Annotated in this window: 9 protein-coding genes; 4 read left to right on the top strand and 5 right to left on the bottom strand. The window is 52.9% G+C overall.

Going from position 1 to position 14411, the window contains the following annotated elements; translation table 11 throughout:
* The first annotated feature begins 221 nt into the window (after positions 1–221).
* Both G491_RS0113550 and G491_RS35475 read left to right on the top strand, forming a co-directional pair.
* Positions 222–1184 (top strand): hypothetical protein, encoded by a 963-nt coding sequence (locus G491_RS0113550; protein ID WP_028314981.1) that lies wholly within the window; start codon positions 222–224, stop codon positions 1182–1184.
* A 1-nt stretch (position 1185) separates the two neighbouring features.
* Positions 1186–1446 carry a hypothetical protein gene (locus tag G491_RS35475; protein WP_157468272.1) on the top strand — a complete coding sequence of 87 codons (261 nt, stop codon included), beginning with the start codon at positions 1186–1188 and terminating at the stop codon, positions 1444–1446.
* 368 nt (positions 1447–1814) lie between these two features.
* Here G491_RS35475 and G491_RS0113540 read toward each other — a convergent pair whose 3' ends face one another.
* From G491_RS0113540 to G491_RS0113515, 5 genes are all read right to left on the bottom strand, one after another.
* On the bottom strand, positions 1815–2264 hold the full coding sequence (locus G491_RS0113540; RefSeq protein ID WP_157468269.1) for a hypothetical protein: 450 nt from the start codon (positions 2262–2264) through the stop codon (positions 1815–1817).
* Positions 2265–2539: 275 nt separating this feature from the next.
* Complete coding sequence (locus G491_RS0113535) at positions 2540–3535, bottom strand: alpha/beta fold hydrolase (RefSeq protein WP_028314978.1); 996 nt, start codon at positions 3533–3535, stop codon at positions 2540–2542.
* Between the two features lie 266 nt (positions 3536–3801).
* Entirely contained in the window at positions 3802–4392 is a 591-nt protein-coding gene (locus G491_RS33925; RefSeq protein ID WP_028314977.1) for a tetratricopeptide repeat protein, read from the bottom strand.
* A gap of 63 nt (positions 4393–4455) precedes the next feature.
* Complete coding sequence (locus G491_RS0113520; protein WP_157468266.1) at positions 4456–5268, bottom strand: DUF6160 family protein; 813 nt, start codon at positions 5266–5268, stop codon at positions 4456–4458.
* 86 nt (positions 5269–5354) lie between these two features.
* Positions 5355–6230, bottom strand: coding sequence for a hypothetical protein (locus tag G491_RS0113515; protein ID WP_028314975.1), 876 nt, complete (start codon positions 6228–6230; stop codon positions 5355–5357).
* A gap of 468 nt (positions 6231–6698) precedes the next feature.
* Between G491_RS0113515 and G491_RS33920 the strand changes: the two genes are divergently transcribed.
* Together G491_RS33920 and G491_RS30785 are read left to right on the top strand one after the other, a co-directional pair.
* On the top strand, positions 6699–7352 hold the full coding sequence (locus G491_RS33920) for a TetR/AcrR family transcriptional regulator (protein WP_012610198.1): 654 nt from the start codon (positions 6699–6701) through the stop codon (positions 7350–7352).
* Between the two features lie 89 nt (positions 7353–7441).
* Entirely contained in the window at positions 7442–14407 is a 6966-nt protein-coding gene (locus tag G491_RS30785) for a type I polyketide synthase (RefSeq protein WP_051327251.1), read from the top strand.
* Positions 14408–14411: the final 4 nt, after the last annotated feature.

Genomic DNA, 14411 nt, shown 5'->3' with positions numbered 1-14411 from the left:
GGTTGCGCAGCAACAAAAGATGCGGTCCGAGGGATTGTCGAAATCGTGTAGGTTCATCGTCTGAATGGACTAGTTCGAAGCCGGGATCTGTAAACCAACCGACAAATTATCGCATATGAAACATATTTTGTAAAAAAATTCATAAAAAACTTGTTTAATAGCTTTTTAACATGGTATAATTTTTGAAATATATTTTTATAAAAGGAATATATGGTATTCACATGAGACACTATATACATATTGCGATAGGGGTTATGGTTGTATTTTTTTTCTGTGTGGTCACAATTAATGCCCAATCGGATTCTTTGAACCATGGCGCCCATTCAAAAGAAGCATCAAAAATCCAATCTGCAAAGGAAAGCACTGCCCAAAAGACAACTCCATTGGCTAATCATCAGAACTTTTCAATTCTAAGTTTTTTTAAAGAAATTGACGGTGGAAAAGCAAGCGCCATAGTAGCTTTAATAATTCCTTTTTTAATGATAGCACTACAGAGTTTTAAAAAGTGGTGGCGGAAACCGGTTCTTGCGATAAATGAAACCGACCTATTAGTAGCTCCATATGGCACTGAAATTGCCTCAGAACCGATTTTAAATAATGCGGATTTTGGTGGGCAACAATACAAAATATATAGCCCAGTAAAAAATTTTCGCATTATGATTGAAAATAGAGGACGTTCGACAGCAAAAAATGTGATAGTCAGATTGGAGCAAATCATTCTTTATGATGTTGTAGGCAAGGAGGAGAAGAGAATATATTATCATCCAACGCAGGTTAAGTGGTCTGGCGAACTTGGATGGAATTCTGTTGATATTGTTCAAGGTTCACATTTTTTTTTAGATGCATTTAAAATTATCAGTAATAATCGAAAAGATATAATAGATTGTAATGCTAATTTTTATGGCAAAGTATTGCCTATAGGTTTCATAAATACAATTGTAGATAATATTGACCATATTGGAACAGTTACTTCAATTGTATATTGGAATGTTTGGGTAGATAATCCTTTTATTAGAGGGATACCACCAATGTACAAACATGATGGAATATTTAAGATTGTATTTGTTATGAATTCCGAGAATGCTAACTCTTTGCATTTTGCACTTAAAGTTGATCTTGATAAGGATGATTGGAAGAACCCAAAAATTGAAATAGAGTATAGAAAACCAAGAGAGGATCGATAGCATGAATGATAAAAAATGTGAACGCTGTTCAGGTTCTATGGTGAAGAAATGTGTTGAAAGGCAGAGCGGAAGAGATTTCATTTCAGATGACAGCACTATGTCGAATGATTGTTTCCAGCCTTTCACCACAATAACTGGAACAAGAAATGTTGCAGCTTCTACCACTTTACCTCCCGAGTGCCTTAACCCTGTTAAAACTACCAAATATGAGATTTACGTTTGTAGTGAATGCAAACACGAACAATTATTTAAAATCGAATAAGTTTTTTATGGCTTCAGGGGCGGCGGTGCTCGTGCTGACCCGCCTGAAGGGAATGTTTATGTAAAAAATCGAAATATATTAATTAAATCAAGATGTTGTAGTTGATATGTGTATGCAGAAGATCTTGATGCTAATTTTTTGGCCAAGCGTAAAATAGACAAATTTAATCTGTTGTCTCTGATTGATAGTCCATCCGGTTTAGACGGCGCTAAACGATGCCTGCATTCCTTGGAATCATCTCCGCTTATGTTCCGGCCATCCCGGCTTCCAGCATTCCCTGCCTATCAATTGGTTGCATAAAGGACAAATGGCGAAGGAATCGTAACTGCCTTCCCGCCCGCAGATTTGGCATTTAAAAGGAACTGTCGTCATTTCGGATTATTCATTTTTTCAGTATCTGCGTTGGAGGGCGGCCTTTTCTTTTGACAAAGAGTTGAGTAGACAGCAGCCCCTCCTGCCATGTAGATGCAATAAAGAAGCATGCCGCTATAGTTGCCGATTCCACAAACGGCTCCAAAAACGGCCCCACAAAAGGCGCTGACGCAAATAGTCAACAACCATACCCATGTGTTTGAAAGGCTTACGGCTGCAGCGATTCGACGGATCAAAACAGCCGGTAAAAAAATAAAAATAATAAAATCGATGGTGCTATAGATTACCGCTGTTATGGGCAGAACAATTAATGGAATCGGTTCGATATCCTTATCCGTCATCCCTTGGAGGCTTGCCAAGTCGGCAATCCAAAAAAGAAAGTAGCAAAATATCAAGAAACCAATAGAAGCAAGAGCGGCATAGTTCCTGCGGGGAGCAGCATCCATTTCATTCTCATTATGCAACTGAAACCCTCCGGTCGGATAATTTCCCCCCCATCCTGTCCTTCCCCCGCCAGGGGGGAAGGGACCATGACTCTGGGGCTCTGGTATATAAATAGATCTGAGCCGCATACATAAATGACTGATTTCAAAGCACTACTTCCATTCCTGAAAGTTGAATTAAGCATCTATACAACGGCTAAAAAAAGGCCTGGATTCGGGAAAACCTCCTGTTTCCAGGCCTTTCTGATTTAAGGGAGGCGTGGCTGGCGCTTTCGATTTCACTCGCTCCGTTTGCCGGAGGCTCCGGAATCTGCCTGATCAACGCGCCCGCAAAAAGCGAGGATCGCCCTTGAGACGTCCTCAGGCTTTTCCCAGGGAAGCATGTGGCCGGCCTTGTCAAATTCCAAATAGGTTGAATCAGGAAGGAGGCTGTTGTACTCCCTTCCCATGGCCGGGGGAACGATGAGATCATCGGTTGCGGAAATAACCAGAGTTTTTGTTTTCATTTCAGCGCATCGTTCATTCAGGAAATCCTTGAAGAGGCCTTCTACGGTGACTTTATACACGGCTTTCTTGGCGTTTTTTCCCGTCAGGTTGGCCAATACGACGTCCTTGACAAATTCTTCGGGCATGGGGTTTTCGCTATAGAACATCAGATCCTTGGTGAATTGTCTGATGGCAGGTTCCGAAAAAAATAGCGCTATAATAGGTTCCAGATGCATGGCCCGGGCTATACGGATGTGTGAAGGAAGGCTTTGGGGGTTGTCCTGCATTCCGGCTGCACAGATAAGCACCGCCGCACTGACTCTGTCCGGGGCCATGATGGCTGTCTTTGCAGCAATTTCTCCTCCCATGGAGTGCCCCACTATCACCGCATTGGTGATGGACTTTTTCTTCATGAATTCAACCACCCGTCTTGCCTGGGCCTCGGTGGAGTAGCTGAAGTTGTCACCCACGGGCTTGTCGGACAGTCCATGCCCTATCAGGTCCAAGGCATAGACATGAAAGTTTTCTGACAGGGAGGGAGTGATTTTTTTCCAGAAGGCGCCCCAGCACAGCCATCCGTGTATCAGGATAATCGGATCTCCCTCTCCTGATTCAATGAAATGCATGTTTAAATTATCGATTTCAATAAAGCTGGATTTGCCTATCCCGGCGGTTTCAATTTCATTTTGTATTATTGAAGTGTTGTAATCCACAGGATTGTATTTAAACGAGCATCCATACATGGAGAACAACAAAGGCAAGACAAGCATTAACCTGAAAAATTTCATGGTCCCCCCCCATAAAATCAAGCGTAATTGGCGTAGCGTTAAATGAATTGTGATGGAAATTTTTATCCGCAGTTATTTTTTATAACTTTTTAGCGCCATGGACGATATTTGTCAATCCTCCTGAATTTGAATGGACGGGTTTTCCAGGCTGCAACGGTTGTTTTTGACGGAAAGGTTCATGGCGCGGGCAAGGTCAAGATAAAGAGGCAATCCTGCCAAGCCGGGACAAATCCCCCGCGCACCCGCCGGCCCTTTCGTCTAAAGAGTTATACATCCTTCACCTTATAATCCGTTTCGTCATGGGCAGACGAGGGGGCGGACGCCAGGCGAACCAATCTCTCTTTTATGAATTGTTGATAAGGGTGATCCGGAGGCATGGAAATTTCGGCGATGGCCAAAGCGTGTTTATACAGCAGGGCGGCTTTTGCCGCGTTTCCGTTTTTTTCATTGGCAAAGGCCAGATTGGCGTAGGAAACCGCCAACCTTGGATCTTCATTGTCAAGGATGGTTTTATTCACCCGCAGCGCTTGTTCCAACAATGCAATTGCCTGGGAAAATTTTCCCTGGGCATGCATTACGAGCGCCAGGTTATTCAGAGCCGCCACTGTGTTTGGATGAAAGGCCCCGTAGTTTTGTTCGGTTTTTTGCAGAAACTGAACGCAAAGGCTCCTTGCCGCATCAAAATCCCCGGCATGAAAGGCGCGGCTGGCTTTTGTATCCAGCCTTTCCAGGTCTGCGCCTGCGCCTCCTCCGCTGAGACACAAGGCGCAGAAAACGATCACGGCGATGGCCGCGGCGTATTTAACAAGTATTTTGGGTTTTAAGAATTGTCTAACCCATTTTAGGTTGAGTATCATGTTCCATTCCACCGTTTGTATAAAGAGAGCCGGGGGGCAAAGAGGGCTCTCATGTCTTTCGGATCAATATTGCCACGTTGCGCCAGCCGGCGCCCGAACCTGGATGGTTCCGTTCATGTCGTCCAAAGCGGCCGCTCCCCAATCCTGTCCGCAAAAGTTTATTGTGTTCACCCTGAGGGTTCCCTCAACAGGGATAGTCATTAACAGGCACGAGTCGCTGGAATTCGAGCCTATATCCAATTGCGCCCAGGAGGAGGTTGCTCCGATAACGGCCCGGCCGGCGCCCATGGATGGATTTTGGGCCGTGCCTCCAGGGTACAGGCTTAAAAACATTCCCTCAAAGGCGAGTTCGTTTCCGGCGATTTCGTAGGCCAGGCTTCCCAGGGACAGGCCCGCCTCCAACCTCATATCCACGCCCGTGGAGCCGTCCGTATGGCTTCCGATCATGAGATAGGACTCCGAGTTTCTGAGATTTTCCAAGGCCAGGCTTCCGGCGTAGGTTCCGTTTAGCTCCATGGACGTTGTGGTCAGGTATCTGCCGTCTCCTTGCGTCAGCGTTTCGGACAAAGTGTATTTCAAAAAGCTGCGATCGCCGTCCGTACAAATGTCCAGCGCCATGCCCCCGGGAATGTTTATCACGCCCCCTGACCCGTCGTCCCAGGCTGCGTTTTGGCACTCAAGGGAGGATCCGTCATCCGTATTTGTGTAGGTGACGTAATCAGCCGTAACATTCAAAGGCAAAACAATAGTAAGGCCGGTTTGGCCGTAGACGGAATCAAGCTCCGGATCGGAAGCGGCGGTCATGCGGGCTTCGGAGAAGGGCAAGGCTGCCAGGAATGTTAATAATGCAGAAAAAACCAGGATTCTCCATTTCATGTCGATCTCCTTCAGAGGTTCCGTACCTTGGGCTTTTTGGGGGAGGGCGTGGGCGCCCCGCTTCTTCAAGCGCCCGCCGGCTTGCCCTATTTTTTGACGTTTAACAGGGCCTGGACGAACGTTTGTTGAAAATGCAGCCAAACGCCCTGGCCGGGAATGTGGGTCGCCCCGCTTTCATTGGCGTTAAAAGCCGAATTGGCGTTCGTCTCGCCCCTGGAATCCGTGATCAAATTGGCAAAGGAGAGGTAAAAATCAGACGCCCCGATCCCATCCCCCGTATTTCCAAAATCAATGTATTCCACGTTGTTCAAGTTTAACAATATGGGGAGAAGTCCTCCTATGTACGCCCATGCCGTTTCTATACGATGGCCGTTGGGGTCCGCAGTGGCGGCCAGGATGCTTTCGATATGCCCGTCCACGCTCAAGGTCTGGATGGAGCCCCCGAATGTGAGCAGCCCGGAGTCCGCAGCCCTCAGCCTTCCCGAAATATCGTCCGTGCCGAATCGAATGAACAAAATATTGGGATTGGCCGAGTCGGCGTCATCTACGGCCACTTCAATGCGAAGCCCGTTGAAAGTAAGGGGATAACCGTCAGCGCCAAGGACCACGCCGTCGTCCCCGCTCATGTCTATATCCCACCCGTAGCCGTCCCCGTCATGATAGTACCCGGCGCTGAGCCGACTCATACTCAAGTTTGAAATGGCGACCTCTTCATCCAGCTTGACCACGAATACGTCATAATCCACATACCCGTCGTCCTGCCAAAACCATGCGGCGTCTGAAGTGTGGACGCTGCGAGACTCTATGGCAAAACTCATGAGCGCCTGCGCCCGAATCTCGGCAAGGGTTTTGTCATCAACGCTCTCCAAACGGGCATGGACAGGGGCGGCCAGCAAAAGACCTATTGCAAGCACCGAAATAACGCTTCCGAACAGCGAAACCTTCATGAATGGCTTGATCATGGGATTGGCTCCTGTTTACACAACTCTGGTTTTAATCCGGCGTTTATAAGTCGGCGGTTATCTTTTCACCCATGCCAGGGATGGAAGGATCTGATGCGTCTGTGGGGGGAATGAAAATGATATTTTTATAGTATTTTAAGGAAGTATTAAATTTTCTATTCCCCGGCGTCAAGGAAAAAAATCGCTCTTCTTAGCATAAAAATATCCTAAAAATTACGGTTTATTTTAAACAGACGTAGAAGATCGAATTCCGGTGCAGCAAAGCGCCGGAAAAAAAAGATTGACTTCCAAGGCGCGTTCATTATACTAACCATTTAGTTTAACCAAACGGTTAGTTAAAAATCGCCGTTGCAACCTAATCCGCTTCAAAACGGCCCTCCGGCCTTTGCAAATCCTTTTTCGATATAATTTAACGCCGTTTTCACCCTGCATTTCAGTTTTACGTTTTTTTTACATAGGAGCCTTTATATGCGAGGAAACACCTCTAAAGGACAGAGCGAAACGGTCCGACGAATAATTGAAGGCGCCACCCAGGCGTTCGCCCAAGGGGGATTCGCCGGCGCCAGCGTGGACGAAATCGCCAAAACCGCAGGCGTAAACAAAGCAAGCATTTACTACCACGTGGGGGACAAGGAGTCCCTGTACGGGCTGGTGCTGCACGAAGTCATCCAGGACGCGCTGTCCCGGATTAACGAACGGCTCCAGCCGGACCAAAGCCCTGAAGAAAAGCTGAAATCCTACATTCTGGGCATTGCGGAAACCGTGGAGAAGCATCCTCCCCTGCCCGCCGTCATGATGTCGGCCGTGTCTGCAAACGGGCAGGGATTGCCTGAAACGGTGGTGAGCGATTTGGTCCAGATTTACGGATTACTAGTCGCAATTCTTAATGAAGGGGAAAGGATGGGATTTTTTGAACGAGTGGATGGAATTGTCCTCTATCTCATGATCATGTGCTCCCTTTCAATCCACAAAAATGTAGAAGCCGCCTGGACGGAAAGCCAGGAGTTTGCCGGCTTGTTTCAAAAGCTGGACGGATCCCTGTTTAATTTGGTAGGGCAGAGTCTGGAGGGGGGAGTGGCGGCGGATGTGATTAAAATCGTACTCAAGGCCGTGCGAAAATAATCAAATTTTTACGCGGCCGTAATCGGTTTTAAACAAAAACACGATGTAACTAGTAATTTGACGTTTAGCCCGGCAACGAGGTCGATATTATGCCAGGGGAAAACCCCGAAACAAGAGAGCTTCAGTCCCTTCTCCGGAAAAATCCCATTGCGGTCATTGGAATGGCTTCCATTTTTCCCGGAGCCTCCAATCTGTTCCAGTATTGGGAGAATATACTCCACGAAATCGACTCCATCACCCCGGTTCCGGAAGACCGCTGGAAGATTTCGGATTATTACGATCCCGACCCCGCAGCTCCGGACAAGACCTACAGCCGGGTAGGGGGCTTTCTTCCTGAAATCGATTTCGACCCCATGGAGTTCGGACTGCCGCCCAATATATTGGAGGTGACGGACGTATCCCAGTTGCTGGCGTTGATCGTGGCCCGGGAGGTCATGGAGGACGCCGGGTACAACAAGGGCCAGGACCGGTCCCGGGTGGGAGTCACCCTGGGCGTGGGCGGAGGACAAAAACTTTACCTGCCTCTCACCAGCAGGCTCCAGTATCCGGTCTGGAAAGAGGTTCTGACCAAAAGCGGGCTTTCCGAAGACGAAGCAAACGCCATCGTGGATAAAATCAAAAAGGCTTATATTCCCTGGGAGGAGAATTCCTTCCCCGGCATGCTGGGCAACGTCATCGCCGGCCGGGTGGCCAATCGTCTGGATTTGGGCGGGATGAACTGTGTGCTGGACGCCGCCTGCGGCGGGTCTTTGGCCGCCATGAAAATGGCCGTAAGCGATCTTGCGGAAGGCCGAAGCGACATGATGATCACCGGCGGGGTGGACACGGACAACTCGCCTTTCATGTATTTATGCTTCGCCAAGACGCCGGCCCTGAGCAAAAAGGAATACTGCTCGCCATTTGACGAAAATTCCGACGGCATCCTTATAGGCGAGGGCGTGGGCATGGTTTTGTTAAAACGCCTGGAGGACGCCCAGCGGGACAACGACCGCATCTACGCGGTGATCAAAGGCGTGGGCGCCTCCAGCGACGGACGCTTTAAAAGCATCTACGCCCCCAGGCCCGAAGGCCAGGCCAGGGCCCTCAAACGCGCCTATCGGGACGCCGGATTCTCCCCCGCCGCCATTGGATTGGTGGAAGCGCACGCCACAGGCACGGTGGCTGGCGACATGGCCGAGTTCACCGCCCTGAAAAGCGTGTTTGGTGAGGAAACCCAGGAAAAAGGCGTCATCGCCATCGGCAGCGTTAAGTCCCAGATCGGGCATACCAAGACCGCCGCCGGAACCGCCGGCTTCATCAAGGCGGCTCTGGCCCTGCATCACAAAATTCTGCCCCCGACCATCAACGTCACAAAGCCCAATCCCAAGCTGGGCATGGAGGACTCTCCCTTTTACATCAACACGACGGCGCGGCCCTGGGCCTTGTCCAACGGAATGCCCCGGCGGGCCTCGGTGAGCGCCTTCGGGTTCGGAGGCTCCAACTTTCATTTTATTCTGGAGGAAGCTCCCAAGGCGGAGGAAAAGGAATACCGCATTCACCGCATGCCCCGTACGATCGTCCTGCATGCTTCCACCGGAGAAGAGTTGCAGGCCGCTTGCAAAAACGCATTGGCAAACCTGGAAGCCCAGGAGGATTTCGACGCCCTGGCTGCGGCCTGGGCCGGGGAGATTCCGTCCAGCCATCCCCGGGTGGGCTTCGCCGCCCGCACCGTGGAAGAGGCTCAGGAGCTTTTAAAGCAAGCTCTATCCGCTTTGGAGGAAAATGGAGCGGCCAAGGCCTGGACCTTGCCCCATGGAGTGTTTTTCGGCCCCAGGGCTTTGTCTCCCGACGCCAAGGTCGCCGCCTTGTTTTCCGGCCAGGGCTCCCAATACGTGAACATGGGCCGGGAGGCGTCTTTGGGATATCCCCAGGCGCTGGCCGCCTTTGAAGGCGTGGACAGGGTTTTTCATGCAGCAGGCGAAGCCCCCTTGACCCAGGCTGTTTTCCCCAAACCGTGCTTTGACCCAAAAGAGGATAAAAAGAAGAAAGAGGTCTTAAACAATACCCGGTTCGCCCAACCCGCCATTGGCGCTTACTCCGCCGGTTTGTTCAATATTCTGAAACGCGCCGGGCTTCAGCCGGATTTTTGCGCCGGACACAGTTTTGGCGAAATTACGGCCCTCTGGGCATCGGGCGTTTTGGACGATCAGGCTTTCTACACCCTGGCCCACGCCCGGGGCAAGGCCATGGCCAAGCCGGACGCGGAGGGCTTCGACCCCGGCGCCATGCTGGCCGTCATGGGGAATGTGGAAAAGATCAAGGAGCATGTGGACGCTTTGGACGGAGTGCAGATCGCCAATTTCAACTCCCCCAAACAGGTTGTCTGCGCCGGCTCGACCCCGGCGATCAAGGACGCCGCCCAATCCCTGAAAAAAGCCGGATTCCGCACCGTACCGTTAAAAGTCTCTGCGGCTTTTCACACGCCCCTGGTCGGGCACGCCGCTGAGCCTTTCGCCAAGGCCATAGCTTCGGTTAAGGTGCAAACTCCAAACATCCCTGTGTACTCCAACACAACGGCCGAGCCTTTTCCCCAGGATTCCCAAGCCATCGCCCGCATGATGGGCGAGCACATCCTCAACCCCGTGCGCTTTTCCAGGCAAATAGAAAACATGTACGCCGCAGGCGCCAGGGTCTTTGTGGAATTTGGGCCGAAAAACGTGCTCACCAGCCTGGTGGGCGTCATCCTCAAGGACAAGCCTCATATGGCGATTGCCCTGGACAAGGGCGACCCCCAGGGAGGCGGGGACTTGGCCAAGGCCGCGGCCCAGCTTCGCGTGGCGGGCGTGCTAGCCCGGGACATCGATCCGTTCCAGCGCCCCATGCCTAAAAGAGCGAAAAAGCAAAGCCCCCTGAACATCAAACTCAATGGAAGCAACTACGTGAGCGAAAAAACCAGAAAAGCCTACCAGGATTCCCTGTCGGACGGCTTTGCCATTGAAAGAACTGTCATGAAAAACGAACAACCCAGTCAGTCTTCCGCACCGGCGCCAGCCCCCGCTCCCAAAGCGCCGGAGGCGGCTTTCGCGCCCAAGGCGGCTTCCCCCGCGCCTGCGGCGAATCCGGCTTCGGCCAACGGCATGGATCAGGTCATACAAAGGCTTTTCGACCTTCAAGGGCAAACCCTTTCCGCTCACGAACGCTGCCTGGAAAATCACGCAGGATACACCCAGGCCTTCGCCCGGCTCATGGAAAGCCAGGCGGGCCTGATGTCCAGCCAGGGCATGCAGGATATGCCCGAAAACATGCAGCGCAACATGGAGTACTTCCATTCTCTCCATGGCGATACTTTGCGCATGCATCAGAAATACCTGGACGCCCAGACAAAAGAAACGGAACAGGCCCTGGGCCTGCTTAACGGACGTTTGAGCGGGGATAGCGCTATGAGCGCCCCGAATCTTCCCGTCCAACCGGAAATTCCGGCGCCCTCTCCGATCCCTACGGCGCCCAAGCCTGCTGCGCCGGTCATAGCGGAGACTCCGCCTCCCAGGCAAATCAAAAAGGCGGAGCCCATCGAAGATTATCAAGCCTCAAAGCCTGAGCCGGTAACTCCGCCCAGACGGGAAGCGCCCGCTCCCCAGACGACCGCCGCCAACGGCCCGGACGTCGAGCAGCTTGCCACGTTCATGCTGTCCATCGTGAGCGAAAAAACGGGTTACCCCGCATCCATGCTGGAGCTATCCATGGACATGGAGGCGGATCTTGGCATCGACTCCATCAAGCGGGTGGAGATCCTTGGCGCCATGATGGACGCCTACCCCAACTTGCCGGAGATCAACCCGGACGAACTGGCCGACCTCCGCACCCTGCAGCAGGTGGTGGATCGCCTGGAACAAAGCGTGGGCCAGGCGCCGGCGCCCACCGCCCAACCCTCTCCGGCCGCGCCTGCGGCGCCGCGACAAGCCGCTTCCGATCTGCCGGACATCGAGCAGCTTGCCACGTTCATGCTGTCGGTCGTGAGTGAAAAAACCGGCTATCCCGCGTCCATGCTGGAACTATCCATGGACATGGAGGCGGACCTCGGCATTGACTCCATCAAACGGGTGGAGATCCTTGGCGCCATGATGGACGCCTATCCCAATTTGCCCGAAATCAACCCGGACGAATTGGCCGATCTTCGCACCCTGCAGCAGGTGGCGGATCGGCTTGAAAAAAGCGCGTCCAGTCAGGCAGCGCCAGCACCGCCGGCAGCGCCGACTCCGGTTTCTCACGCCCCCGAGGCAAAGCCTGCGTCACCCTCCGGTCTGCCCGGTTTGGAGGAATTGGCGGAATTCATGCTGCAAACCGTAAGCGAAAAGACGGGCTATCCCGCGTCCATGCTGGAGCTGTCCATGGACATGGAGGCGGACCTTGGCATCGACTCCATCAAACGAGTGGAGATTCTGGGCGCCATGATGGACGCCTATCCCAATTTGCCGGAGATCAACCCGGACGAATTGGCCGAACTCCGCACTTTGCAGCAGGTGGTGGACCGGCTGGGCGCGGCCATGAAGCCTGCGAAAGCCAAACCGGTTCAGGCGCAACTGGAATTCGGAACCGGCGGCGCATCCGTGCCCGTGGAAGCCGAAACGCCAAAGCCCACCATTCAACCTGAAGCGGAAAATACTCCGGTGCAGCGCAGCAGCGTAAAGATCAAACCCCTGCCGCCGGCGGACCGGTTGCATTTTGATTTTCCCCAGGATCATGTATGCGTGGTCATCAGCGAAGGAACCGGGCTGACCGCGGAGTTGCTGAAACGCCTGAAGTATGAAGATATGCCGGCGGTGGTGATACTTCCGCCCTGGGCTTCAAAATCTGGTCTGGGCGAGGCTGCAAGCATCCTGCTTCAGGACACCCGGGACGAATCCGTCCGCTACGCCCTGGAAAGGGCGGCCAATGATCACGGCCCCATCGGCGGATTCCTCCATTTGTCGCCGGAAGCCGAGGACCTGGCCCGGGAAGGCCTGGAACTGGCCTTTTCCTGTGCGAGGCATGTCAAAGGCTCCCTGACAGCCGAGAAACAAGGGGATTTCCGGCGGTTCTTCCTGGCCGTCGCCAGAATGGATGGATCCCTGGGCATGGCCGGAGACGACTACTCCCCCATCCATGGCGGCCTGTTCGGGCTGGTCAAGACTTTGGACCTGGAATGGCCCAGAGTATTTTGCCGGGGCGTGGACCTCGACCCCGCCCTGGCGCCGGAAAGGGCGGCCAAACGCATCATGTCGGAAATTTTCGACCCGGACGTCCGCATCAAGGAAGCCGGCTATACCGCGGAAGGCCGCATGACTTTGGTCCCGGACCCTATTTCGGAAGCCTTGCCGGCTTTGGAATCCATCCTCAGGGAGAAAAATCAGGTCTTCCTGGTTAGCGGAGGCGGCCGGGGTGTAACTGCCGAGTGCGTCATGAACCTGGCCAAGGAGCTTCCCGCCGTGTTCGTGCTCACCGGCAGGTCGGCCATGATGGAAAAAGATCCGGATTGGGCCGACGGCTGCCAGGACCTTATGCAGCTCAAAGCCAAGGCCATGGAGCATTTAACCGCCCTGGGCGAAAAACCCACGCCCAAGAAGGTGGAGGCCATGGCGCGGGAGATTGCGTCTTCCCGGGAGATTCGCCAGACCCTCCAAACCATTCGCGACGCCGGAAGCAGAGCCCGGTATGTGAGCGCGGACGTTACCCAGGCCTCGGACCTGAAAGAAAAACTGGCGCCGGTCGTCAAGGAGACAGGTCCGTTTACGGGAATCATCCACGGGGCGGGCGTGCTTAAGGACAAATTTATCGAGGACAAAACGCCCGAGGATTTCAACGCTGTGTTCTCCACCAAGGTGGACGGCCTGTTGGCCATGCTGGCCTGCATGAATCCTTCGGATCTCAAATATTTGGCTTTGTTCTCTTCCGCCGCGGGGTTTTACGGCAACCCCGGCCAGGCGGATTATGCAGCCGCCAACGAGGTGTTGAACAAGTTCGCCTACGCCTTTGCATCCATTCATCCCTCTTGCAAAGTGGTTACGATCAATTGGGGCCCCTGGGACGGAGGCATGGTTTCCCCGGAACTGAAAAGGATGTTCCAGCAGAAAAAGGTGGCGGTCATCCCCCTGGACGAGGGCGCCGGCATTTTTACCGCCTCCCTGCTTGGCGGAAAAACCGTTCAATTGCTTGTGGGCAGTTCCATGCAAACGCCTCCTGAAATGACGGACGCGCCGCTTGTCAACCATAGGGTCTCGCGGAAGATGTCCCTGGAATGCAATCCCTTTTTGCCGGATCACGTGATCGGCGATTGGGCCGTGCTTCCCACGGTTTGCGTCATGTCGTGGATGGCGGACGCCTGCGAGCAGTTTGCCCCCGGATACCGGTTTTTCCGCTGCCGGGATTACAAGCTGTTCAAGGGCATTGTTTTTGACAAAACCCTGGCCGGAGAATACATCCTGGACGCCGAAGAGGTTGTCAGGGATGCCGAGAAGGTTGAACTGGACGTTCGGATATACAGCGTCAAGGAAGGCAAGCGGATTCCCCATTACAAAGCCATGGTCAGGCTTTTGGCCCAGGCGCCCGACGCGCCGGTTTATGACAATTTGGATCTGAACGAAAAAATGCCTGAAGACGGCGCCGTTTTTTATAAGGACGGAACCCTGTTCCACGGCCCCAATTTTCGGATGATCCAAAAGGTCCTGAACTGCACAAAAGAAAAACTCACCTTAAAGGCCTGCGTGCCTATTATTCCGCCGGAAAGCCAGGGGCAGTTCCCCGTCGGCGCCATGGACCCCTTTACGGCGGACGTGCACTTTCAAAGCCAGTTGATTTGGGTGCGCAAGCACTGCGAAGCCGGCAGCCTGCCCGCCAGGGCCAATACGGTGGAGCAGTACAGGCCCATCGCCCACGGGCAAGAGTTTTTCGTCACCCTGGACGTGCTGGAAAGCTCCGATACTTCCATGAAAGCGGATATCTGCGCCCATGACGACCACGGGACCGTCTACTCCCGGGTTTTTGGCGCCGAGGTTACGGTCAGCAAAGGCCTGACCAAATTATTCGCCCTGGCCGTCTAATGGA

The sequence above is a fragment of the Desulfatibacillum aliphaticivorans DSM 15576 genome, assembly GCF_000429905.1.
GTDB lineage: Bacteria > Desulfobacterota > Desulfobacteria > Desulfobacterales > Desulfatibacillaceae > Desulfatibacillum > Desulfatibacillum aliphaticivorans.
The sequence above is the reverse complement of the archived record's forward strand: the minus strand, read 5'-3'. Positions and strand labels throughout refer to the sequence as shown.